Source organism: Candidatus Pseudoscillospira sp. SGI.172 (assembly GCF_050313575.1).
GTDB lineage: Bacteria > Bacillota > Clostridia > Oscillospirales > Oscillospiraceae > Vermiculatibacterium.
Window position 1 is genome coordinate 1 of sequence record NZ_JBNPLQ010000038.1, and the last position, 21467, is coordinate 21467.

General features: G+C 60.4%; 21 protein-coding genes and 1 other annotated feature. Of the genes, 14 read left to right on the plus strand and 7 right to left on the minus strand.

The features are described 5' to 3' along the window. Positions 1–72: 72 nt before the first annotated feature. The 12 genes from ACQRD3_RS11995 (at position 73) to aspS (ending at position 11280) form a co-directional block, all read left to right on the plus strand. On the plus strand, positions 73–831 hold the full coding sequence (locus ACQRD3_RS11995; RefSeq protein WP_427781552.1) for a ParA family protein: 759 nt from the start codon (positions 73–75) through the stop codon (positions 829–831). A 66-nt stretch (positions 832–897) separates the two neighbouring features. Continuing rightward, positions 898–1791 carry a ParB/RepB/Spo0J family partition protein gene (locus ACQRD3_RS12000; RefSeq protein ID WP_427781553.1) on the plus strand — a complete coding sequence of 298 codons (894 nt, stop codon included), beginning with the start codon at positions 898–900 and terminating at the stop codon, positions 1789–1791. Next, positions 1788–2315, plus strand: coding sequence for a hypothetical protein (locus ACQRD3_RS12005; RefSeq protein WP_143476563.1), 528 nt, complete (start codon positions 1788–1790; stop codon positions 2313–2315). The genes ACQRD3_RS12000 and ACQRD3_RS12005 overlap by 4 nt, the downstream gene beginning before the upstream one ends. A 69-nt stretch (positions 2316–2384) precedes the next feature. Then, positions 2385–3698: a serine--tRNA ligase gene (gene serS / locus ACQRD3_RS12010; protein ID WP_080906291.1), complete on the plus strand. Its 1314-nt coding sequence runs from the start codon at positions 2385–2387 to the stop codon at positions 3696–3698. 86 nt (positions 3699–3784) lie between these two features. After that, a complete protein-coding gene (mscL, locus tag ACQRD3_RS12015; protein ID WP_080906292.1) occupies positions 3785–4204 on the plus strand; it encodes a large-conductance mechanosensitive channel protein MscL in 420 nt (139 codons plus the stop codon). Between the two features lie 19 nt (positions 4205–4223). Then, positions 4224–4544: a hypothetical protein gene (locus tag ACQRD3_RS12020; protein WP_080906293.1), complete on the plus strand. Its 321-nt coding sequence runs from the start codon at positions 4224–4226 to the stop codon at positions 4542–4544. A 10-nt stretch (positions 4545–4554) separates the two neighbouring features. Further along, the gene (gene rsmG, locus ACQRD3_RS12025; protein WP_080906294.1) at positions 4555–5277 is read left to right on the plus strand and encodes a 16S rRNA (guanine(527)-N(7))-methyltransferase RsmG; all 723 of its coding nucleotides are present in this window, start codon (positions 4555–4557) and stop codon (positions 5275–5277) included. Between the two features lie 133 nt (positions 5278–5410). Then, positions 5411–6148: a septum site-determining protein MinD gene (minD, locus tag ACQRD3_RS12030; RefSeq protein WP_080906295.1), complete on the plus strand. Its 738-nt coding sequence runs from the start codon at positions 5411–5413 to the stop codon at positions 6146–6148. 75 nt (positions 6149–6223) lie between these two features. Continuing rightward, positions 6224–6640: a methylglyoxal synthase gene (locus ACQRD3_RS12035; RefSeq protein WP_080906296.1), complete on the plus strand. Its 417-nt coding sequence runs from the start codon at positions 6224–6226 to the stop codon at positions 6638–6640. A 314-nt stretch (positions 6641–6954) separates the two neighbouring features. Continuing rightward, positions 6955–8298 carry a histidine--tRNA ligase gene (gene hisS, locus ACQRD3_RS12040; RefSeq protein ID WP_427781554.1) on the plus strand — a complete coding sequence of 448 codons (1344 nt, stop codon included), beginning with the start codon at positions 6955–6957 and terminating at the stop codon, positions 8296–8298. A 42-nt stretch (positions 8299–8340) separates the two neighbouring features. Next, entirely contained in the window at positions 8341–9348 is a 1008-nt protein-coding gene (locus ACQRD3_RS12045; protein WP_427781555.1) for an S-layer homology domain-containing protein, read from the plus strand. 135 nt (positions 9349–9483) lie between these two features. Beyond that, entirely contained in the window at positions 9484–11280 is a 1797-nt protein-coding gene (gene aspS / locus ACQRD3_RS12050) for an aspartate--tRNA ligase (RefSeq protein WP_427781556.1), read from the plus strand. A gap of 102 nt (positions 11281–11382) precedes the next feature. Here the strand turns inward: aspS and ACQRD3_RS12055 are convergent, their stop codons facing one another. Beyond that, a complete protein-coding gene (locus ACQRD3_RS12055; protein WP_427781557.1) occupies positions 11383–11691 on the minus strand; it encodes a helix-turn-helix domain-containing protein in 309 nt (102 codons plus the stop codon). Between the two features lie 115 nt (positions 11692–11806). Between ACQRD3_RS12055 and ACQRD3_RS12060 the strand changes: the two genes are divergently transcribed. Further along, a complete protein-coding gene (locus tag ACQRD3_RS12060; protein WP_143476564.1) occupies positions 11807–12004 on the plus strand; it encodes a hypothetical protein in 198 nt (65 codons plus the stop codon). A 43-nt stretch (positions 12005–12047) separates the two neighbouring features. On the opposite strand, the gene ACQRD3_RS12065 is transcribed toward ACQRD3_RS12060, so the two are convergent. The 5 genes from ACQRD3_RS12065 to rpsT form a co-directional block, all read right to left on the minus strand. Next, positions 12048–13922 (minus strand): LTA synthase family protein, encoded by a 1875-nt coding sequence (locus ACQRD3_RS12065; protein ID WP_427781558.1) that lies wholly within the window; start codon positions 13920–13922, stop codon positions 12048–12050. Further along, complete coding sequence (locus tag ACQRD3_RS12070; RefSeq protein WP_427781559.1) at positions 13919–15337, minus strand: glycine--tRNA ligase; 1419 nt, start codon at positions 15335–15337, stop codon at positions 13919–13921. Before ACQRD3_RS12070 ends, ACQRD3_RS12065 begins: the two co-directional genes overlap by 4 nt. Positions 15338–15423: 86 nt before the next feature. Further along, positions 15424–15628: a binding site (T-box leader), on the minus strand. Between the two features lie 16 nt (positions 15629–15644). Further along, a complete protein-coding gene (locus tag ACQRD3_RS12075) occupies positions 15645–16181 on the minus strand; it encodes a GNAT family N-acetyltransferase (protein ID WP_427781560.1) in 537 nt (178 codons plus the stop codon). Beyond that, positions 16174–17046 (minus strand): YihY/virulence factor BrkB family protein, encoded by an 873-nt coding sequence (locus ACQRD3_RS12080; protein WP_427781561.1) that lies wholly within the window; start codon positions 17044–17046, stop codon positions 16174–16176. The genes ACQRD3_RS12075 and ACQRD3_RS12080 overlap by 8 nt, the downstream gene beginning before the upstream one ends. A 99-nt stretch (positions 17047–17145) precedes the next feature. Further along, on the minus strand, positions 17146–17409 hold the full coding sequence (gene rpsT, locus ACQRD3_RS12085) for a 30S ribosomal protein S20 (protein WP_198933182.1): 264 nt from the start codon (positions 17407–17409) through the stop codon (positions 17146–17148). Between the two features lie 196 nt (positions 17410–17605). On the opposite strand from rpsT, the gene gpr reads away from it, so the two are divergent. Then, the gene (gene gpr, locus ACQRD3_RS12090; RefSeq protein WP_427781562.1) at positions 17606–18502 is read left to right on the plus strand and encodes a GPR endopeptidase; all 897 of its coding nucleotides are present in this window, start codon (positions 17606–17608) and stop codon (positions 18500–18502) included. A gap of 50 nt (positions 18503–18552) precedes the next feature. On the opposite strand, the gene ACQRD3_RS12095 is transcribed toward gpr, so the two are convergent. Continuing rightward, positions 18553–20037, minus strand: coding sequence for a M23 family metallopeptidase (locus ACQRD3_RS12095; protein ID WP_080906308.1), 1485 nt, complete (start codon positions 20035–20037; stop codon positions 18553–18555). Between the last annotated feature and the right edge of the window lie 1430 nt (positions 20038–21467).

Below are 21467 nucleotides of genomic sequence, written 5' to 3' on the forward strand. Positions count from 1 at the left end.
TTGAAAAGAAGTAGTTTGACGGGTATAATAAACCGTATAACAACTCATTTTCGCGAGAAAGGGCAGTGCGTTATGGCAAAACGAATTGCGATCGTAAATCAGAAGGGCGGCGTGGGCAAGACCACTACCTGCGTCAATCTGGCCTCCGCGCTCCGTGCCCAGGGGAAGCGGGTGCTGGTGTGCGATTTTGACCCACAGGCCAACGCCACCTCTGGGTTCGGCATCGACAAGACCACGGCCAACCCCAGCATTTATGAGGTGCTCATCGCCGGGGCGGAGTGCCGGAAGGCCATTCTTCACACGCCCTACTGCGACGTGATCCCGGTGAACAAGGCCCTGGCGGGGGCCGGGATCGAAATGATCGGGATGCCCGACCGGGAGCATCTGCTCCGCCGGGCACTGGATTCCGTGGCGGAGGATTACGATTATATCCTGATTGACTGCCCTCCCTCCCTGGAGCTCTTGACGCTGAACGCCCTGTGCGCGGCCGACTCTGTGCTGGTTCCGGTGCAATGTGAATACTACGCGCTGGAGGGCCTGAGCGATCTGCTGGGCACCGTTCGGATCGTAAAGCGGTCTTTGAATCCGGGGCTTTCTCTCCAGGGGGTGGTGCTCACCATGTTTGACAGCCGGACGAACCTCTCCATGCAGGTGGCGGAAGAAGTGAAACGCCACTTTCCCGGACTGGTCTACGCCACGGTCATTCCCCGGAACGTCCGGCTCTCTGAGGCGCCCAGCCACGGCAAGCCCATTGATGCCTACGACCCCATCTCCAGGGGCGCCGAGTCCTACGCGGCGCTGGCAGAAGAGGTCATTGAACAGGGTACATAGAGAAACGGGGATTTGAGGCTTCGGCAGAACAATTCTGTATGACTCCCACAGAAAGAAGGAATGAATATGGCATTGGAACATGGCCTCGGCAAGGGCCTTGGGGCGCTGCTGGGCGACGCCGCCCTCCAGACGCAGAGCGAGGGGGCCCTCTCCCTCCCCATCTCCCAGGTCCAGCCCGGCCTGAATCAGCCCAGAAAGCGGTTTGACGAGGAGACTCTGGCCGATCTGGCCGACTCCATCCGTGTCCACGGCGTGATCCAACCCCTCACCGTACGGCGGCTGTCCTCCGGCTACTATCAGATCATCGCCGGGGAGCGCCGGTGGCGGGCCGCCAAGCTGGCGGGGCTGTCAGAAGTCCCGGCGGTGGTCATTGAGGCTGACGACAAAAAGGTCATGGAATTGGGCCTCATTGAAAACCTCCAGCGGGAGGATCTGAATCCCATTGAAGAGGCCAACGGATACCTGGTCCTCATGCGGGACTACGGGCTGACTCAGGAAGAGGTGTCCAAGCGGGTGGGCAAATCCCGCCCCGCCGTGGCCAACGCCATCCGCCTGCTGGATCTGCCCGATCCGGTGCGTCAGCTGCTGGAAGAGGGCAGGCTTACCGCCGGACACGCCCGGGCCATTCTCTCTGCCCCATCCGGTTCTTTTCAGCGGATACTGGCGCAGCGGGTGGTGGAGGAGGATCTCTCTGTCCGTCAGACAGAGGCCCTGGCCCGCCGCATGGCAAAATCCGCGGCAGAGGACGGCAAGGAGACAAAAGAGGAGGACCCCTATCGGATCTATCGGGATGCGGCGGCCAAGGACCTTTCCGACCGGTTTGGCCGCCGGGTCTCCATCGTCCAGGGGGCGAAAAAGGGGAAAATTGAACTGGAATATTATGACGACAACGATTTGAACGCTCTGCTGGACCTGCTGGAGCAAGTCCGCTCCGCACCGAAGGGAGGGCCCGTCCGGTGAACGAACCCAATTCCCAGCCCCCGGTTACACCGCCCCGCCGAAAGGAGCGGAAACGTCACCGCATGTCGGTGATGGGTTATCTGGCCATTCTTTTCGCCGTGGCCTTTCTGCTGCTGCTGCTGGCCTACTTTCAACAGCAGCGGGCCAACACGGAGGCCACAGACGCGCTGAAGCAGTCGGTCTCTACAGTGGAGTCCATTCAGAACCTGATGAAGGAAAACGACCAGCTTCAGGACCGGGTGGACGGACTTCAGGAGCAGCTGCTGCAAATCAAGGAAAAAAACACGCTGGCCACTGCGCAGATCACCAGCCAGGAGCAGGCCCTTCAGGCCATGGACTGGCTGCGGGAGATCCAGTCTCTCTATGAAAAGCAGTATTACAAGGCCTGCCGGGCGATGATCTCCGAGTTCGAGAATACCGGTCTGGTCTCAGCCCTGCCCCAGGATGGGCTGCACGCATACAATGACGAGCAGGTCCCCTCCCCTGCCCAGACCTATGCCGACATCAAAGAGGCGCTGTTCTGATTGTTTCACGTGAAACAGCGGGATGGTTTAAAAAGGAAAACAGGAATGTAAAATAAGGAGAGAACAGACATGCTGGATATTCGTTTTATTCGGGAGAACCCCGAGGTTGTCAAGGAGAACATCAAGAAGAAGTTCCAGGACGAGAAGCTGCCTCTGGTGGACAAGGTCCTGGAGCTGGACAAGGAGAACCGGGACACCATTCAGGCCGCGCAGGACCTGCGGACCCAGCGCAACGCCCTGTCCAAGCAGGTGGGCATGCTGATGGGACAGGCCAAAAAGACCAACGACCCCTCCAAGCTGGAGGAGGCCGAGGCCCTGAAGAAACGGGTCTCCGACGACGCGGAGAAGCTGGCCGGGTTGGAGAAGAAGGAAGAGGAGCTGGCTGCCGAGCTCCACAAGATCATGCTGGTCATCCCCAACATCATCGATCCCTCCGTTCCCATCGGGCCGGACGACTCCGCCAACGTGGAGGTCCAGCGCTTCGGCGAGCCGGTGGTGCCCGACTTTCCCATCCCCTACCACACCGAGATCATGGAGTCCTTTGACGGGATCGACATGGACGCCGCCGGCCGGGTCTCCGGCAACGGCTTCTACTATCTGCTGGGCGACATCGCCCGCCTCCACGAGGCCGTGCTGGCCTACGGCCGGGACTTTATGATCGACAAGGGCTTCACCTACTGCATCCCCCCCTTCATGATCCACGGCAACGTGGTGGAGGGCGTCATGAGCCAGACCGATATGGACGCCATGATGTATAAGATCGAGGGCGAGGACCTCTACCTCATCGGCACCTCCGAGCACTCCATGATCGGCCGGTTCATCGACCAGATCCTCCCTGAGGAGAAGCTGCCCCAGACCCTTACCTCCTACTCCCCCTGCTTCCGCAAGGAGAAGGGCTCCCACGGCATCGAGGAGCGGGGCGTCTACCGCATCCACCAGTTCGAGAAGCAGGAGATGATCGTGGTCTGCAAGCCCGAGGAGTCCAGGGACTGGTATGAGAAGCTCTGGCAGTTCTCCGTGGAACTCTTCCGCAATTTCGACATCCCCGTCCGCCAGCTGGAGTGCTGCTCCGGCGACCTGGCCGACCTGAAGGTCAAGTCCTGCGACATTGAGGCCTGGAGCCCCCGCCAGCAGAAGTATTTCGAGGTCTGCTCCTGCTCCAACCTGGGCGACGCCCAAGCAAGACGGCTGAAGATCCGGGTCCGGGGCGAGGACGGCAAGACCTATCTGGCCCACACCCTGAACAACACCTGCGTGGCCCCGCCCCGGATGCTCATCGCCCTGCTGGAGAACAACCTCCAGGCCGATGGCTCTGTGAAGATCCCCAAGGTGTTGGTGCCCTATATGGGCGGCAAGGAAATTCTGGTGCCCAAGGCAAAATAAGATCCCCTCCCCGCCGTCTGCCCCGCCCCCGGTCGATCCGGGCGGGGCGGGGCGGCAAAAAGAAAATAAGCAGGAGGTGCAGCGCTGTGTCTGCAAAAGAAAAAACCACCGGTTTTCTGGCCGAATTCAAACAGTTTATCGCCCGGGGAAATGTGATGGATATGGCGGTGGGCGTCATTGTGGGCGGCGCCTTTAAGGCGATCGCAGATTCCCTTACCGCCGACATCATCATGCCCGTCATCGGGATCTTCGTCCGTGAAAATTCCTTCGCGAATCTCAGCGTCACCATTGGTTCCGCTGTGATTACATATGGAAATTTTATCCAGGCGATATTGAACTTTCTTATTATGGCGCTGGTGGTGTTCTGCCTGGTAAAATCCATCAATCGCTTCCACCGCAAGAAGGAGGCCGCGCCTCCCCCTCTCCCGCCGGAGCCCTCCGCCGAAGAAAAGCTGCTTATGGAGATCCGGGATCTGCTGAAGGAAAACAGGGGAGAGCAAGGCTGATATCAGGAGGAACGCTCATTTGAACGAAGAAGAAAAGAAGGACGAGGTCGTCTACGCCACGCCGATGAAACGGCTCTGGGCCTGGGTTGGGGTGGTCTACATGGTCATCCTGGTGCTCCTGTCCACCTATGGGCTGGCCCACGGCTATTATCTGCGGGGGATCGCGCCGCTGATGATGGTGCCCGCCCTCTGCGGTGTGGGGGGCTCCGCCATTCTGCGCTATCGCTCGGGCTGGGGACGGGGCGGGCTGCCCGCCTGCATCCTGATCTCGGGGGCCAGTTTCCTGCTGGCCCTTCTGGATCTGGTCCGGGGCATCCCTGTCCTGATCGCCCAACTGTGAGGTGGAGTCTGTGAGAGAAATTTTGATTCCCGGGCTGGACGAGATGGGGCTCACCCCGCCGGCTGGGGCCGTGGAAGCGCTGGAGCGCTACGCGGAGCTCCTGCTTGAGCAGAACAGGGTGATGAACCTTACCGCCATCACTCAGCCGGAGGCCGTGGCCCGGCTGCATTTTCTGGACTCCGCGGGACTGCTGTCCCGGGGCGGAGGAGGCCCCGGATGGTGGAGCGGAAAACGAGTCATCGACGTGGGTACCGGGGCCGGGTTTCCGGGGCTGGTGCTCAAGCTGCTGGAGCCTTCCATCTCCCTCACCCTGCTGGACAGCCTGGGCAAGCGGGTGACCTGGCTGGAGGGCGTCTGCCATGCGCTGGGGCTGGAGGGGGTGCAGTGTCTCCATGCCAGGGCGGAGGAGCAGGCCTTGGAGCCGGGTTTCCGGGACGCCTTCGACGTGGCGGTCTCCCGGGCGGTGGCCTCTCTTCCCCTGCTGTGCGAGCTGTGTCTGCCCTATGTGAAGGTGGGCGGCGTGTTTTTCGCCATGAAGAGCGTGGAGAGCGGCGAGGAGACGCAGGCGGCCCAGCGGTCGGTGAAGCGGCTGGGGGGCGAACTGCTGGGGACGGTGGACTACGCCGTCCCGGGTACCGATGTGATCCACCGGCTGGTGCCGGTGCGCAAGACGGCGCAGACGCCCAAGGGCTATCCCCGGAAGTGGGCCAAAATAAAAAAAGAGCCTCTTTGACTTCGGGAAGGCGGAGCGGGAGCACTCTGTAAAAAGAAAAACTGGATGGTTTTCTGCCCGTTCCCGTGGAAAAAGGCATTGAAGGCCCCAAATTCCTATGCTATAATACTTTGCAAGTGGGAGGTTTTTGGCTATGGCAACCGTGATCGCCGTCACCTCCGGAAAAGGGGGAACGGGAAAGACCTCCCTGACCGGAGCGGTCTCCTCCTGTCTGGCCGCGCTGGGTCACCGCACGCTGTGCATCGACATGGACGTGGGGCTGCGGAACCTGGATCTGTCTCTGGGCCTGGCCGACCGGGCGCTGATGGATTTCACCGACGTGCTCCAGGGGCGCTGCCCGCTGGAACGGGCGGCGGTGGAGCATCCCGACATTCGGGGCCTTTTCCTGCTGACCGCCCCCCTCACCCTCCCCGACGGCCTCACTGAGGAGGCCATGAGAGGCCTGCTGCGGCAGGCCAGAGAGCGGTTTGACTACATCCTTTTGGACGCCCCCGCCGGACTGGGGCCCGGCTTCCAGCTGGCCGTATGCGGCTGCGACCGGGCGGTGGTGGTCTCCACCTCCGACGCCTCTGCGCTGCGGGACGCCCAGCGGACAGTGAGCGAGATGGGGGGCCGGACGGAGCGCATCCATCTGGTGGTCAACCGGGTGCAGCCCAAGCTGCTGCGGCGGCTCCATGCCACCATTGACGACGCCATGGACGCTGCCGGCCTGCCCCTGCTGGGCGTGGTGCCCGAGGACAGCCGGGTGATGCTGGCCGCCAACCGGGGAAAACCCCTGATCCTCTGCGCCAACAAGGGCGCGGCGGTGGCGTACCTGAACATCGCGCGGCGTATTCAGGGGCAAAAAGTGCCCCTGATGCGCATTCGGTAAAAGAAACTTGTGGCTTCCCCCATGCGGGGGGCCCTCACACCGTGGGAGTTTCCCATTTGAAAGAAGGGTTTTGGGATGAATATCGCGCTTTTGAGTCACGACCGGAAAAAAGAACTGATGGTGCAGTTCTGCATCGCCTACTCCGGGATTTTGTCCAAGCACCACATCTGCGCTACCAACACCACCGGGCGACTGGTGGCCGAGGCCACGGGCCTGCCCGTGACCCTGTATCTCTCCCACGAGCACGGGGGCAGCCAGCAGATCGGCGCCCGCATCGCCTACAATGAGATCGACATGGTCCTCTTTTTTACCGATCCCCAGTCCCACAACCTGGATGATGATCTGGACTATATCTCCCGGTTGTGCGATCAGTACAACATCCCCATCGCCACCAACGTGGCCACCGCGGAAATGCTGATCCTGGGCCTGGCCCGGGGCGATCTGGACTGGCGCGACATCATCAAGCCGGGCCCCTCCCCTTTCCCCACTTGACACAGGGACGCTTTTGCGATAGGATGCAGATTGACCGCGCAGAGCGGGCAGGAGTACCGCTGACACCGCCGGACAGAGAGGGGCCCCCCGGCTGAAAGGGCTTTGCGGCAAGGACAGAGGGAAAGACGGCCCGGGAGCGGGGGCGGAGACGCCCACGGCGACCTCCCCGTACCAGGAGGCGAAAGGGCGGCGCCGGCGTGTTCCGGCCCCGCCGAACATGGGTGGCACCACGGAGGCAGGCGTCTTCGTCCCGTGACTGGGATGGGACCCTGTCTTTTTTTATCTTGAGATTCACACGAGAGGAAGCGACGACAATGGGACGAATCAAGGCACGGACCCTGTCCGGGTTTATGGAGCTGCTGCCCGCCCGGCAGGCCCAGTTTGAACGGGTGAGAGACACCCTGGCCAAAACTTACGAGCTCTACGGCTTCACCCCCCTGGACACCCCCGTGATCGAGTCCAGCGAGGTCCTGCTGGCCAAAGCCGGCGGCGAAACTGAGAAGCAGATCTACCGCTTTACCAAGGGGGACAGCGACCTGGCCCTGCGCTTCGACCTGACGGTGCCCCTGGCCAAATATGTGGCCCTTCACCAAAACGAGCTGGCCTTCCCCTTCCGGCGCTACCAGATCGGCAAGGTCTACCGGGGCGAGCGGGCCCAGCGGGGGCGGTTTCGGGAGTTCTATCAGGCCGACATCGACGTCATCGGCGACGGAGCCCTGGACATCATCAACGAGGCGGAGATCCCCGCCATCATCTACAAGACCTTTACCTCCCTGGGCCTGGAGCGGTTCCGCATCCGGCTCAACAACCGGAAGATCCTCAACGGCCTCTTTGCCGTTCTGGGACTCACCGAGCGGGCCGGGGACGTGATGCGCACCATCGACAAGCTGGATAAGATCGGGCCCGAGAAGGTCAAGACCATCCTGGTGGAGGACTTCTCTGTTCCCGCTGCGGCCGCCGACCGGCTCCTGGCCGTCATTCAGTCGGAGGATCCGCTGGCGGCGTTGGAGAGCTTCCAGGGGAAGGACGCGACCTTCGATCTGGGCGTGGCCGAGCTGTCCACCGTGGTGAAGTACCTGGGGGACTTCGGCGTCCCCGCCGACCACTTCGCGGTGGATCTCACCATCGCCCGGGGGCTGGACTACTACACCGGAACCGTGTACGAGACCGTGCTGCTGGATCACCCCGAGGTGGGAAGCGTGTGTTCCGGCGGCCGATATGATAACTTGGCGGAATATTACACAGAAAAAAAACTTCCGGGAGTCGGAATTTCCATCGGATTGACCCGGCTCTTCTATGTGCTCCAGGAGCAGGGGATGCTCAACGAGGCCCTGCCCACCGCCCCCGCCGACGTGCTGGTGCTGCCTATGACGGACGACCTCTCTCCCGCCATCGCCTTTGCCACCGCCTGCCGGGCCGCCGGGGTGCGGGCCCAGCTCTACACCGAGCCCAAGAAGTTCAAGGCCAAGATGAACTACGCCGATAAGCTGGGGGTGCCCTTCGTGGCCTTCCTGGGCGAGGACGAGGTGCGGGACGGTGTGGTCTCCCTGAAGGACATGGTCTCGGGGGAGCAGGAGAAGGTGGCCCTGAGCGAGGCCCCCGGCTGGCTGCGGAAGCGGGTGGAGGAGCGCAGCGCCGGCGCGCCCATCCGGGAGTGACCGAAGCCCTGTCCGCTGATCGACGACGACAAGGAGAATTTTATGAAACATCGCGTCTTTGCCTCAGCGCTGGCCCTGTCCCTGGCCCTCACCCTCTCCCCTGCTCTGGCGGCGGAGGGGGACGGGCGCTTCCCCGCGGTGAATTCCTATCCCGGCTATGCCGACGTGAAGGAGAGCGACTGGTTTTACGACAACGCCAGGCTCTGCTTCGAGACCGGCCTGATGCAGGGCACCCAGAACGGCTTTGAACCCAATAAGACTTTGACCATCGCGGAGTTGGCCGCCATCACCGCCCGGGTGCGCTCCGCGTTCATTGGCGTACCGATTCCCGATACCGGCCCCGCCCAGCCTTGGTATCAGGTCTATTTTGACTATCTGAGCGCGCCCGATGACAAAGCGGTTTCCAGCATCTGGGGCTTGGTAACACAGCGTTTTGACACGCCGGAGCTGGAGGCTACCCGGTACGACATGCTTTATTTCCTCGCCGCCGCTCTGGACAGCTTTACGGAGGAATTGCCCGCCATCAACAACATTCAGAACCTGCCTGACGTAGAGAGCGACAACCTCATCCTCTACTTCTACAACCGGGGCATTTTGACCGGCACCGACATCTATGGCACCTTCGCGGGGGACCGCACCCTCATGCGATCCGAGTGCGCTGGCATGGTGTCCCGCATCGCCCGGAGCGAGCTGCGGATGCCCTTCGTCCCAGCCGATCATACCCTCTTCACCGCCGCCGGGGTCTCCCCCGACACGGTGCTTTTCCGGAATGGCCTGACTGCCGCCGATTACCTGCCCAGGGTGATGGCCCGCATCCAGACGATGGAACAGCGGGACGCGGCCTTGGGGGTGGCGTTCAACTGGTTCCACAAGGCTGAGGACGGTTCGACCTATTTAGACAGTGTAAAGCAGGGGGCCTTGTCGGAACTCGGGGTCACCAGGGCCGATGGGACCCAGGCCTATGCCGATTTTGATGTGCAGATGTTTTACAGCCGGTATCTGGATCTGAGCGGGGCGGTGGATGAAATCGCCCCCGCTTCGCCCCGCTGACGGCGCGCGCCGGACCGGCCGGAGGAGGGCTCCCCTTTTCTGCGTATGCCCCGCAGCCTCTGCCGGCGGGCCCTTCTTTGGAGCATCCCAATCGTACGCGAAAAGACAAATGATATAATTTGGAGATGATTTTGCATGGATCAAGTGAAAACTGCCTACCGCAGCCACACCTGCGGCGAGCTGCGGATGGCCCAGGCGGGCCAGAGCGTGACTCTGGCGGGCTTTTTGGAGAACTTCCGTGAAGTGGGCGCGGGCCTCGGCTTTGCCGTGCTGCGGGACTTCTACGGTACCACACAGGTGGTGTGTGAGACCGAGGAGATGGTGAAGACCTTCAAAGCCCTCAACAAGGAGTCCACCGTGCAGGTGGCGGGCACGGTGCGGGAGCGGGATTCCAAGAACCCCAAGCTGCCCACCGGCGACATCGAGGTGGTGCCCACCGCCGTTACCGTCCTGGGAAAGTGCCGCCACAATGAGCTTCCCTTCCCCGTCAACCGCAGCCGGGAAGCCGACGAGGCCGCGCGGCTCAAGTACCGCTACCTCGACCTGCGCAACCCTGATGTGAAGAAGAATATCCTTCTCCGCTCCCAGGTGGTGGCCGCCCTGCGGTCGGCCATGATCGACCACGGCTTCCTGGAGATCACCACCCCCATTCTCACCGCCTCCTCTCCCGAGGGCGCGCGGGATTATCTGGTGCCCTCCCGGAAGCATCCGGGCAAGTTCTACGCTCTGCCCCAGGCTCCCCAGCAGTTCAAGCAGCTGCTGATGGCCTCCGGCTTCGACAAGTATTTCCAGATCGCCCCCTGCTTCCGGGATGAGGACGCCCGGGGCGACCGCTCCCCCGGCGAGTTCTACCAGCTGGACATGGAGATGGCCTTCGCCGGACAGGAGGACGTGTTCGCGGTGCTGGAGGACGTGCTGCCGCCGGTGTTCGCCAAGTACGGCGCCTACGGCACCGCCTCCTCCGCCCCCTTTGTCCGCATCCCCTACGCCGAGGCCATGGAGAAATACGGCTCGGACAAGCCCGACCTGCGGATCGACCTCACCGTTCAGGACGCCACCGGGCTTCTGGCCGACTGCGGCTTTGAGCCCTTTGCCGGGAACACGGTGAAGGCCGTGGTGGTCAGCGGCTTTGCCGGCACCCGGAAGCAGATCGACAAGCTGTGCGCCGACGTGGAGGTGCAGGCCGGGAACAAGGCCTACTGGTTCCGGCTGGACGAGAACGGCGAGCTGGTGGGCGGCATCTCCAAGTTCGTGCAGGAGAAGAAGGCGGCCGTGATCGAGGCCCTGGGCCTCACCCCCGGCTGCTTCGTGGGCCTGTCCGCCGGGAAGCCGGGCGCGGCACAAAAGACCGCGGGCGTGCTGGTCAAGACGCTGGGCGCTTTCTGCCCCAATCACTTCAAGAAAGAGCAGTACGCCTTCTGCTGGATCGTGGACTTCCCCATGTACGAGATCGGCGAGGAGTCCGGGGCGCTGGAATTCTGCCACAATCCCTTTTCCATGCCCGCCGGCGGTCTGGAGGTGCTGAAGCAGGCGGCCGACGGGGCCGTCGATCCCCTCACCATCACCGCCGACCAGTACGATCTGGTGTGCAACGGCGTGGAGCTCTCCTCCGGCGCGGTGCGGAACCACGACCCGGAGATCATGGTGGAGGCCTTCCAGCTGGTGGGCCTGGGCGAGGAGGACGTGAAGGCCAAGTTCCCCGCCATGTATAACGCCTTTACCTACGGAGCGCCCCCCCATGCCGGGATCGCCCCGGGGGTGGACCGCATGGTGATGCTCCTGGCCGGCGAAGACTCCATCCGGGAGATCATCCCCTTCCCCATGAACAAGAACGCCCAGGACCTGATGATGGACGCCCCCGGGGTGGTCACCCAGGCTCAGCTGGACGAGCTGCACATCACCATCGCCAAGACCGGCGCGGAATCAATCTGACAGAAAACGCGGAGCTCTCACCTGTGGGCGAGAGCTCCGCGTTTCTCATTGATAAGGGTAAGGAGGGAAATGCTCTGGAACGCGACCGAAATCCGGAAAAATTTATTCCGATCTGTCCTCCAGCATAGCATCCAAAAAACGGAAAAGCGCGTTCTTTTGGTAAGGGGTCAACTGCTCCAGACGGCGGTCGAACTCGTCTTCAGGGGGTTCTTCCCCCGGCCAGTCAAAAAAGGTCTTCAGGGAGATCCCCATGGCGTCGCACACCAAGGCAAGGCTCTCCACCGAGATGCCCTTTTCTCCCAGTTCCACCGCCCGCAGAAAGCTCTGGGAAAGCCCGCACAGATTGGCCAGCCGATTGGTGCTCCAGCCCTTCCTCTCCCGCAGGACAATGATCCGCTTTCCTATCTCCATAAAAATACCTCAATCTTTTTTATTATAACAATAGCAAAAAAGACGCCCTATATTTACATCTATAAAAATATATGCTATATTTATAGATATTATCATAGCGTGGAGGAGGAGACGCATGGATCAAGACAGGAAACCACGGGCACAATCGTTCTCTGGCCGGGAGATGCCCCTGGCCCAGATGGATGAACTGGATGCGCTTATGGAGCGGTATCAGGCGTTCAGCGATGAAACGCTGGCCCGGTGGATGAGCGTGGTCACAGGCACCCACCGCCGCGCCATGGCCGCTGTCCTGAAGGAGCGGGGGCAGAATTGAACAGCAGCAAAAGGGATCCCCGCCAGCGGCGGGGATCCCTTTTTTATCTGTTTTCAAAATCATAGGCAAAATGGTGGTGCCAGAAGTAATCCATTGCCCGATAGCGGCGGACCAGCTCCGCGTTCTCCGGGGTCAGTTCGGTGGTGAGGACGCCGTCCTCCAGATAGCGGCCGGAGGCGTGGACCACGCTCACCCGGTCCAGAACGGGATCGATGGCCTGGAGATAGGCCGGGCCCTCCCAGCCGCAGAGGCGAAAGACCTCGTTCATCAGAAAGCTGGGGCCCAGCGTGGGGCCCTCGCCCTGAAAGCCGTTCCCCAGGACCGCCTTGGCGGCGTCGTTGGCCCAGATGATGTACCGGGTGGAGTAGTAGTTCAGGAAGCCGTCCTGGCTGTCCAGGTCAAAGTCCAGTCCCATGGCCTTGTAGACGCTGTTGCCGTCTCCCATCCAGGGGTTGTGGTCCCCGAAGAGGACCAGCACCACCGGCTCGGCGTCGGCCCGCAGGGCGTCGGTGAGGGCCTTCAGATGTTTGCCCGTGTTGGCGATGGAGCCGAAGTAGTTTTCCAGAATGCACTGTTCCTCGGCGGTGTAGCGGCCGTCGTTGACCACGTAGTCGCCCGGCTCGCCCCAGTAGAGCTGCCCGCTGTCGTAGGGGCCGTGGCCCTGGTAGGTGACGGAGAAGCTGAAGTAAGGCCGCTCCCCCGCCGTGCCCGCCCGGTAGGCCTCCAGAAGCTCCGGGAAAAAGACGTCGTCCATGGCCACGCCGCCGCCCGTGAGTTCCCCAAAGTGGTTTTCCACATAGGCGTATCGCGCAAAGCCCAGGTTCTCGTTGATGTTCTTCCGGTTGTAGAACCAGTCGTAGCAGGGGTGCATCCCCTCCACCGTGTAGCCCTGGGAGCGGAAGTACCAGGGGTAGGAGTTGGTGTCGCTCCGGAAGGAGCCCAGCGCGCTGCTGCCGGTGAGGAAGCACCGCTCGGTGTCCACCGTGCCCCCGGCGAAAATATTGGTCACCAGGGTGCCGGACACCCCTTCGGCTTCCAGCGCGTGCCAGGCGGCATAGACGTCGGAGGAGAGCTCGGGCACCCCAAACCGGGTGAAGTCGTTATAGGCCTCCAGCATGATGCCCATCACGTTGACCTTCTTGCCCTCCGGGATGTCGGCGTCGGCATAGCGGCCCAGAAGCTCCGCGGCCTCCTGCGCCCGGTAGCCCGAGGGGGGCGTATCCACGGCGGCGGTGACGCTGTGGAAAAAGGGATAGAGAAAGCCCCGGGCCAGATACTGCTGGGTGGAGGACCAGCGGTTGACCAGCCGTTCATAATAGGCGGTGTGGACGTCATAGATCACATCGTCCAGGCATACCGCCGTGGTCAGAGCGGCTCCTGTGGCCGCCAGCAGGACTCCCGCGGCCCGGCCCCGCCTCCCCCAGTCCAGCCTGCCCCGTACCAGGAAGTGGATCAGCAGCCAGCCCCCCGCCACGGTGAAGATGACGAGCCCGAGCTTCCAGTCCAGAAACAGGCGGTACTTGCCCGCCATATCCCGCACCTCCTTGAGCAGCAGCAGGTCGCCGAACATGAGGGGGTCGTCCCGGAACATCAGCTTGTAGTAGTTGCCCGCGGAGAGGCCCAGCAGGACCCCGGCGGTGAAGCCGAAGGAGGCCCCCGGCCGGCCGGTGAGCGCGTAGAGGAGCAGGATCATGACCACAGGTGGCAGGAGGTTCAAAAGGAGGATCCGGGGACATTCCAGATATCCCAGCGCCAGGCGCAGGCTGTACGGGCCCGGGGCCAGCAGCAGGGAATCAAGGCCGATCCCCACGCCCGCCAGCGCCATGATCCCGACGTTCCACGTCCAGAAGGCCGCCCGGCGCCCCCGGGAGGCGCCGGGCTCCGGCCGGGTCTGGAACAGAAACGGACGGCCCGTCAAAACCGGATCTTCTCCTGAAGATACGTCTTGAGCGCGGTGACGGGGATCCGGGTCTGCTCCATGGAATCCCGCTCCCGGATGGTGACGCAGTGGTCGGCCTCCTCGGTCTCGCTGCCCACGGTCTGGAAGTCCACGGTGATGCAGAAGGGGGTGCCGATCTCGTCCTGACGGCGGTAGCGCTTGCCGATGGAGCCGGCGTCGTCGAAGTCCACCATGAAGTCGCCGGAGAGCTCCTCAAAGATCTTGCGGGCGGGCTCGGAGAGCTTCTTGGACAGGGGCAGGACGGCCGCCTTGAAGGGAGCCAGAGCGGGATGGAGCCGCAGGACGGTGCGCACGTCGTTCTTGGCGGCGTCCACCACCTCCTCGTCGTAGGCTTCCACCAGGAAAGCCAGAGCCATCCGGTCGGCGCCCAGAGAGGGCTCGATGACGTAGGGGATATAGTGCTCGTTCTTCTCCTGATCGTAGTAGGTCAGGTCCTTACCCGAGTGTTCCTGATGCTGCTTGAGGTCGTAGTCGGTGCGGTCGGCCACGCCCCACAGCTCGCCCCAGCCGAAGGGGAACAGGAACTCGAAGTCGGTGGTGGCCTTGGAGTAGAAGGCCAGCTCCTCGGCCTCGTGGTCTCTCAGCCGGAGGTTTTCCTCCTTGATGCCCAGGTTGATGAGCCAGTCGTGGCAGTAGGAGCGCCAGTACTGGAACCACTCCAGGTCGGTGCCGGGCTGGCAGAAGAACTCCAGCTCCATCTGCTCAAACTCCCGGATGCGGAAGATGAAGTTGCCCGGGGTGATCTCGTTGCGGAAGGACTTGCCCACCTGGCAGACGCCGAAGGGCAGCTTCTTCCGGGTGGTCCGCTGGATGGCCGGGAAGTTGACAAAGATGCCCTGGGCGGTCTCGGGCCGGAGGTAGACCTCGGTGGAGTTGTCCTCGGTGACGCCCTGGTGGGTCTTGAACATAAGGTTGAACTTGCGGATGTCGGTGAAATCGGACTTGCCGCAGCCCGGGCAGGTGACGCCGTTGTCCCGGATGAAGGCCACCAGCTCTTCGTTGGTCATGGCCTCCACATTCACGTCGGCGCGGGCGTTCCCGGCGCACCAGGCCTCGATGAGCTTGTCGGCCCGGTGGCGCATCTTGCACGCCTTGCAGTCGATGAGGGGGTCGTTGAAGGTGGAGACGTGGCCGGAGGCCACCCACACCTCGGGGTTCATGAGGATGGCGGCGTCCAGGCCCACGTTGTAGGGGCTCTCCTGGACAAACTTTTTCCACCAGGCCCGCTTGACGTTGTTTTTGAACTCCACGCCCAGAGGGCCGTAGTCCCAGGAGTTGGCCAGGCCGCCGTAGATCTCGCTGCCGGGGTAGACAAAGCCGCGGCCCTTGCAGAGGGCCACGATCTGGTCCATGGTTTTTTCGGTGTTTTTCATGGGGAACACTCCTCGCTCTATTTTAAATTTGGTTTTTCGTGTGACGGCGGAAGCCTCAGGCAAAAAAGAACGCCCCGAGCCGCTTGGCTCAGGGCGAACAGATTGTCCGTGTTTCCACCTGAATTCGGAGAGATGTCTCTCCGCTCTCATACCCGGTAACGGCGGGGACCGGCAGGGCATTTCCGCCCCGCGGCTCGCGGGCGCCTTCCACACTCCCCAGGGGGCCTTGCAGCTTCCGGCCTCTCTCTGCTGCTGGGGCGGGCGTGTACTCTTCCCGGTCATCACTTTGATATCGTGAGGTATTCTATCACCTTTTGCCGGCAGCGTCAAGAGGGGGAGGCGGTTCGGCGCCGGCGCCTTTCCCGGGGAATTTCTCCATCCAGTAGTGGTCGTGGTCCTCTTCCCGTTTCACGCCGTTTTCATATGTGTAGCCCAGCTTTTGATAAAACGTGTGGGCGGTGAGGGAGGCGGAGACCACTACCCGCGCGGCGCGTTGGAAAGCGGGGTCGGCCTCCAGCACGGCCATCATCTCCCGGCCGATGCCCTTCCCCTCCAGGTCTGGGCGGACGTAGACCGAGCGGATCTCCAGCGCGCCGGGCCGGCCCTCCGAGGGGGCCACTGCCCCGCAGGCGGCCAGCTTGCCCTCCCAAAGCCCCACGTAAAAATGGCAGTCAGGGCTGTCGGCGAAGGCGGCCAGCTGGGCGGGGCCGTAGCGCTTGACATAGTCCAGGAGGTAAGCTTCCTCATAGTCCCGGATGTTGACCTCCAGCATGACTCGCCGGATCAGTTCCACCACCTGGGGATACTCAGCCCGCCAAACAGGCCGGATCACGAGCTTATCCATGGTTTTCCTCCCTTCGGATGATATGCCCCTGGGCACGGCGCTTTTTTCGGCCGTACCAGACGCGGTTGACGCAGTTGCCCAGAATCAGGATGTTGCCGCACAGGTAGAGCCAGACCATGAGGATGATCACCGAGGCCAGGGACCCGTAGACCAGGGAGTAGCGGGAGGACAGGCCGATAAACCAGGAGAAGAGCACCGAGGCCAGCACCAGGGCCGCCGAGGCCAGCAGGGCCCCGGTGAAGAGCGGGGCGGCGGGCTTTTCCCGGGGCGCGGTGGCCCGGTAAAGGAGCATCACAAAGGCCAGCACCAGACAGAACAGGATCAAAAAGCGCATCCACTGCCAGTTCCAGGGCAGGACTACATTTTGCAGGCGGGGGATCTGCTGGATCAAATTTTCCAGCAGGTGAAAGAACCAGCTTCCGGTGAGCACCACCGCCAGAGACAGGTAGATGGTCAGCAGAAACAGGATGGAAAAGGCCACGCTGGCTACGATCTGCCAAAGGCCGGTGTAGCTCTTCCGGCCGTAAATGTCGTCCATCACATTCATGAGGGAGCGCATGGCCGCTGAAGCGGAGAACAGCATCATCATAATGCCGCCCACCAGCAGGGCGTGGGACTGGTTGGTGGTGATGTAGCCCACATACTCGGTCAACACCGCCAGCGCCTCTTCTGGAATAATGAGCTCGGCCTCCCGCAGCAGACCCGCCACATCCAGGTGAAGGGTGCCGATGACCGCGTTGATGCAGATAAGAGCTGGAAAAAAGGAGAGGATCAGAAAGTAAGCCAGCTCCGCCGCCGAGCGGGACACCCGCTTGGTGAAATAGAGATCGGCGATTTCCAGCATAAATCGGATCAAGTTTCCCACTCTGCGCAAGCGGTTTTCCCCCTTCCAAAAACTGCGCACAAAAGACAAAAAACCGCCTGCTCCAGAGCAGGCGGTTCGTTGCTACCTGAATTGCAAGCCTTAAGCCAGCTTGGTGAGCTTCAGGGTCATGCCGCTCTTCTTGTGCGCGGCGTTGTTCTTGTGCAGAATCCCGTGGCAGACAGCCTTATCCACAGCCTTGACAGCCATCTTGTAAGCGCCCTCGGCCTCGCTGCGGTTGCCTTCCGCCACCGCGGCCTCGAACCTCTTGATGTCGGTCTTCAGGGCAGACCGAGCGGCCTTGTTCTGCAGAGCCTTGGCCTTGTTCACCAGAACACGCTTTTTGGCAGACTTAATGTTCGGCAAACCAAACACCTCCTCCGAATGACGAATTTGAGACGTAGAATCTCCATGCAGATATCTATTTTAGCAGACATTCTCTTAGAAATCAAGATTTATTTTAAATTTTTCTGATTTTTTCGGATAGGAGAAGGATTTTCGCAAAAAATAGTACCGTTGTTTGGATAAAATACTATATCTTGGGGGACAAGGAGGACAAAATATGCTGGAACGACGGACTGATCTGGCGCTGGAGGCCAGAGAACTGCGGGCGGGGGCCTCTGACTTGCCTGGAGTGTCCAGTGAGGAGGGACGGGCGGAAGCCTTTCCCCTCACCACTGTGCGGGTGACCAGCCAGGCCGGAGCCCGGGCGCTGGGAAAGCCCCAGGGCACCTACCACACCTTGGATCTGACCGGGCTGGGGCGTCGGGAGCATAAGGCCTTCCCCCGGGCGGTGAAGGCCCTGGCAGGGCTCCTCTCCCCCCTGATCGCGGGAGAGCGCAGCGACTGCGTTTTGGTGGTGGGGCTGGGCAACCGGGCCATGACTCCGGACGCCGTGGGGCCGAAAGCGGCCGACCGGACCCTGGTGACCCGGCATCTGGTGACCATGGCGCCCAGTCAGTTCGGCTCCTTCCGGCCGGTGGCGGTGCTGGCGGCGGGCGTGCTGGGCACCACCGGAGTGGAGAGCGGGGAGATCGTAAAGGCAGTGGCCGATCAGATCAGGCCCAAAGCCATTGTGGCGGTGGACGCTCTGGCCGCCCGGCGGCTGGAGCGTCTGTGCACCACCGTGCAGGTTTCAGACACGGGGATTTCCCCGGGCTCCGGCGTGGGGAACCACCGGTTTTCTCTGGATCGGGAGAGCATGGGCGTGCCGGTGATCGCGGTGGGGGTCCCCACGGTGGTGGACGGGGCCACCCTGGCCGCCGACCTTCTGGAGGAGGCCGGACGGGACGGCTTTGACCCGGCGGCGCTGGCCAAGGGCTCCGGCGCCACTCTGATGGTTTCCCCCAGAGACATCGACCAGCGGGTGGAGGATATGGCCAAGGTCATCGGCTACGGGGTGAGCCTCGCCCTTCAGCCCGAACTGAGCCTGGAGGATCTGGAGATGCTGGTGGAGTGACGGCATAAAAAGAGACGGGAGCAGCTGCTCCCGTCTCTTTGGACGCAAATTCAGGGAAGATAATTGTAGGGATTGACCGTAGTGCCGTTCACCTTGACCTGGAAGTGGCAGTGGTTGCCGGTGGAGCGGCCGGTGGAGCCCACCCGGGCGATGGTCTGGCCCTGATAGACCCGGTCCCCCGCCTTGACATTCAGGCTGGAGCAGTGGGCGTAAATGGTCTGGATCCCGTTTTCGTGGTCGATGACCACATATTTTCCGTAGCTCCAATAGCTGCCGCTGCCGGTGCCCGCGTAGATCACCCTGCCGCCGTCGGAGGCGGCGATGGGGGCGCCGTAGGAGCCGGTGATGTCCAGTCCGGTGTGGAAGCTGTACGAGCCGAAGATGGAGCGGTAGCCGTAGCCGGAGGTGATGCGTCCATAAATGGGCCATTTCAGGTTTCCGGTGGCCATGGTGCGGGGCCGCTCCTTGGTGCCCACCGCCACCACCTGGGGCACAGGCTGGGCGAGCACGGAGGTGGAGTTGATGACTCTGGACTGCTCCACGCCGTTGAGGTAGGTCACATTTGCGCTGTAGGTGGCAAGACCGTCCACCCCGGCGGTGAGGATCTTGGTGTCGCCCTGATACATGGAGCTGTCAGGCACCTCTTCCACGGTAAAGGGCACCGGGCCGTCATAGGTCAGGGCATCCACCGTCTGCACGGACAGGAAGGGCACAGCCTGGCTGAGGGTGAGGGTCTGCCCCACCATCAGGCGGTTGACATCCACGCCCGGGTTCAGGGCCTGAAGCTCCGACATGAGCATCCCGTGGCTGTTGGCGATCCCGGAGAAGGTCTCCCCCGCCTGCACGGTGTAATCTACCCGCTCCATGCTGTTGGCGGTGAGCGCCGCGCGCATGGATTCCACGTCCTTGAGCGCGCTGGTGGAGGTGTACTCCTTGGATACCACCACCGGCTGGACGAATTCCGCGGAGATGGTGTTGGCGTTGACATAGGGGGCCTTGATGGAGGCCAGCAGCTCATCCAGAGCGGCCGGGTCGTCGGCCGCGCCGATGAGCTCGCCGTTCACCGTCAGCACTGAGGTCTTCATCACCTCGCCGATCTGGTCGAACAGGTAAGTCTCCACCTGGGTGACGGGGATGCGCTCCTCCCGCTGGCTGAGCGCGAACTGATAGGACACGTCCTGCTCCAAGGTGTAGGAATGGCCCAAAATGCTGCCGGCCCGGGCCTCCACCCGGTCAATGGCGGCCTCTACCGACTGGCGGCTCTGCACCAATCCCAGCTCCACACCGTCCACCGACACCTCATAGCTGGGCCCGTAGAGGCTCCCCAGCACCGCCGCGGAGGCCACGGACAGGGCGGCCACCACATAGATGAGCGGATCCAGGGGAGAACGGCGCTCCCAGAGGTCGTGGTGCGAGAGGGAGCGAAGGCCCGCCTGAATGTCCTGCCAGGAAGGAATGCGAAACCGGGCCGCACCCCCGGCTGCGGCCGAAAGGGGTCCGCGAGAGTGCTCTGGATCAAGCAGGATCTCATCCACGGGAATAACCTTCTTTCTGTCCGGAGTCAAATCGTTTTTGAAGTCTCTCCGTCGATTATTACGAGAGGGAAACAAAAAATTACAAATGGTTACAACTGTGTATCATACACGTTTTTGGCAAACTCGTCAAGAGGCTTTGGCTTTTTCAGCATATTATCTTCCATATATTGGGCATTTTCGATATGTTGTGGAGGGCAAACTTCAAAAGTCCAAGATGCGGGCGGGGAGTTGACACCGGGGTGTGGAGACCAAACAGGACGCTGCCCCGAAGGGATAGGCCTTATAAAAATTGAACTGGCATGACCGATCGGGCACACCGGTCTATTTCTAATCGTGTAATATAAATCTCTCTATGATAAAATCGCTAAAACCCTTCTGCCACAATACTTTATCAATTTTTTTAGCTTGATTATTTTGAAATTACACAGTAGTTTTGCAATTTTGGAAAAATCAAATAAAAAATATCTTGCCTTGCTTATATCTGCTTATAACTTCAAGGGTATTGTGATAGCCTTTACAATCGTTTTTCCTAACTATTTTGCTAGTTCTGTCATAAAACTAGTATTATTTATATTATTTTCCATATTTTCTTTCTATATTTGATACATTTTATATGCTAATTCTTCTCCGCTATACCCATTTTCCTTTAGTTTTATATATAATAGCATAGGATTTTCCATAATATCAGCTATATTTTCATTATTTCTAATATTTTTCACCTATTTGCACCTACCTTTCTTATATTTATATTATACTATAAAAATTTTTTTACGGCAAGGAAAGCTAATAAATATAGTATTTATTATTTCTTTAGTTACACTATTTTAGCTTTAAGAATATATTGTATTTACTACCTATTTACAAGTAATTTCAGCGGCGGTTTTCAAATCTATTTTTAGCACCCGTAGCGAATAGGTGAGCCTTAAACTGCTTTATCCCTATACTACCCCTACAAGGTCAAGCGGGACACTCGCCCACTCTAGCCTTGATAATCATTTCCCCAGCGTCAGGAATACAGGGAAGGGGGGCGGTGGTTTTGGGATATATTAAAACTTATCTTTTCTTGTTCGCTTTTTTGACTGTTTTCCCTACCGCTGTTTAGAGAATAGTAAGTCGAGCATAAAGGACAGTAGCGGCGATATTAGTTATTAAATTTCTATATTTGTTTTCTTTATTTAATCGCTTTATTTGACCTAAAAAAATTTTTATGTTATACTGGTAATAGGGGAAATAAAAAATAGTAGTATTATTAGGGATTTTTCGGCCAGTACAATTCGCACATTATTTTGCTTATTTGACTTAAAAAAATTTTTATTGTATAATTGTAATAGAGAAAATATATTTTCACTATATTAAGAAATTTTTGGGGCCGATACTTTATATATCTATTAGTTCTCTTCTAGTATTATCTACCCATATTTAATTTGATA

Coding starts and splice junctions, on each gene's coding strand:
- ACQRD3_RS11995 (WP_427781552.1), top strand. CDS start 73: ATGGCAAAACGAATTGCGATCGTAAATCAGAAGGGCGGCGTGGGCAAG.
- ACQRD3_RS12000 (WP_427781553.1), top strand. CDS start 898: ATGGCATTGGAACATGGCCTCGGCAAGGGCCTTGGGGCGCTGCTGGGC.
- serS (WP_080906291.1), top strand. CDS start 2,385: ATGCTGGATATTCGTTTTATTCGGGAGAACCCCGAGGTTGTCAAGGAG.
- minD (WP_080906295.1), top strand. CDS start 5,411: ATGGCAACCGTGATCGCCGTCACCTCCGGAAAAGGGGGAACGGGAAAG.
- ACQRD3_RS12035 (WP_080906296.1), top strand. CDS start 6,224: ATGAATATCGCGCTTTTGAGTCACGACCGGAAAAAAGAACTGATGGTG.
- hisS (WP_427781554.1), top strand. CDS start 6,955: ATGGGACGAATCAAGGCACGGACCCTGTCCGGGTTTATGGAGCTGCTG.
- ACQRD3_RS12045 (WP_427781555.1), top strand. CDS start 8,341: ATGAAACATCGCGTCTTTGCCTCAGCGCTGGCCCTGTCCCTGGCCCTC.
- aspS (WP_427781556.1), top strand. CDS start 9,484: ATGGATCAAGTGAAAACTGCCTACCGCAGCCACACCTGCGGCGAGCTG.
- ACQRD3_RS12055 (WP_427781557.1), bottom strand. CDS start 11,691: ATGGAGATAGGAAAGCGGATCATTGTCCTGCGGGAGAGGAAGGGCTGG.
- ACQRD3_RS12060 (WP_143476564.1), top strand. CDS start 11,807: ATGGATCAAGACAGGAAACCACGGGCACAATCGTTCTCTGGCCGGGAG.
- ACQRD3_RS12070 (WP_427781559.1), bottom strand. CDS start 15,337: ATGAAAAACACCGAAAAAACCATGGACCAGATCGTGGCCCTCTGCAAG.
- ACQRD3_RS12075 (WP_427781560.1), bottom strand. CDS start 16,181: ATGGATAAGCTCGTGATCCGGCCTGTTTGGCGGGCTGAGTATCCCCAG.
- gpr (WP_427781562.1), top strand. CDS start 17,606: ATGCTGGAACGACGGACTGATCTGGCGCTGGAGGCCAGAGAACTGCGG.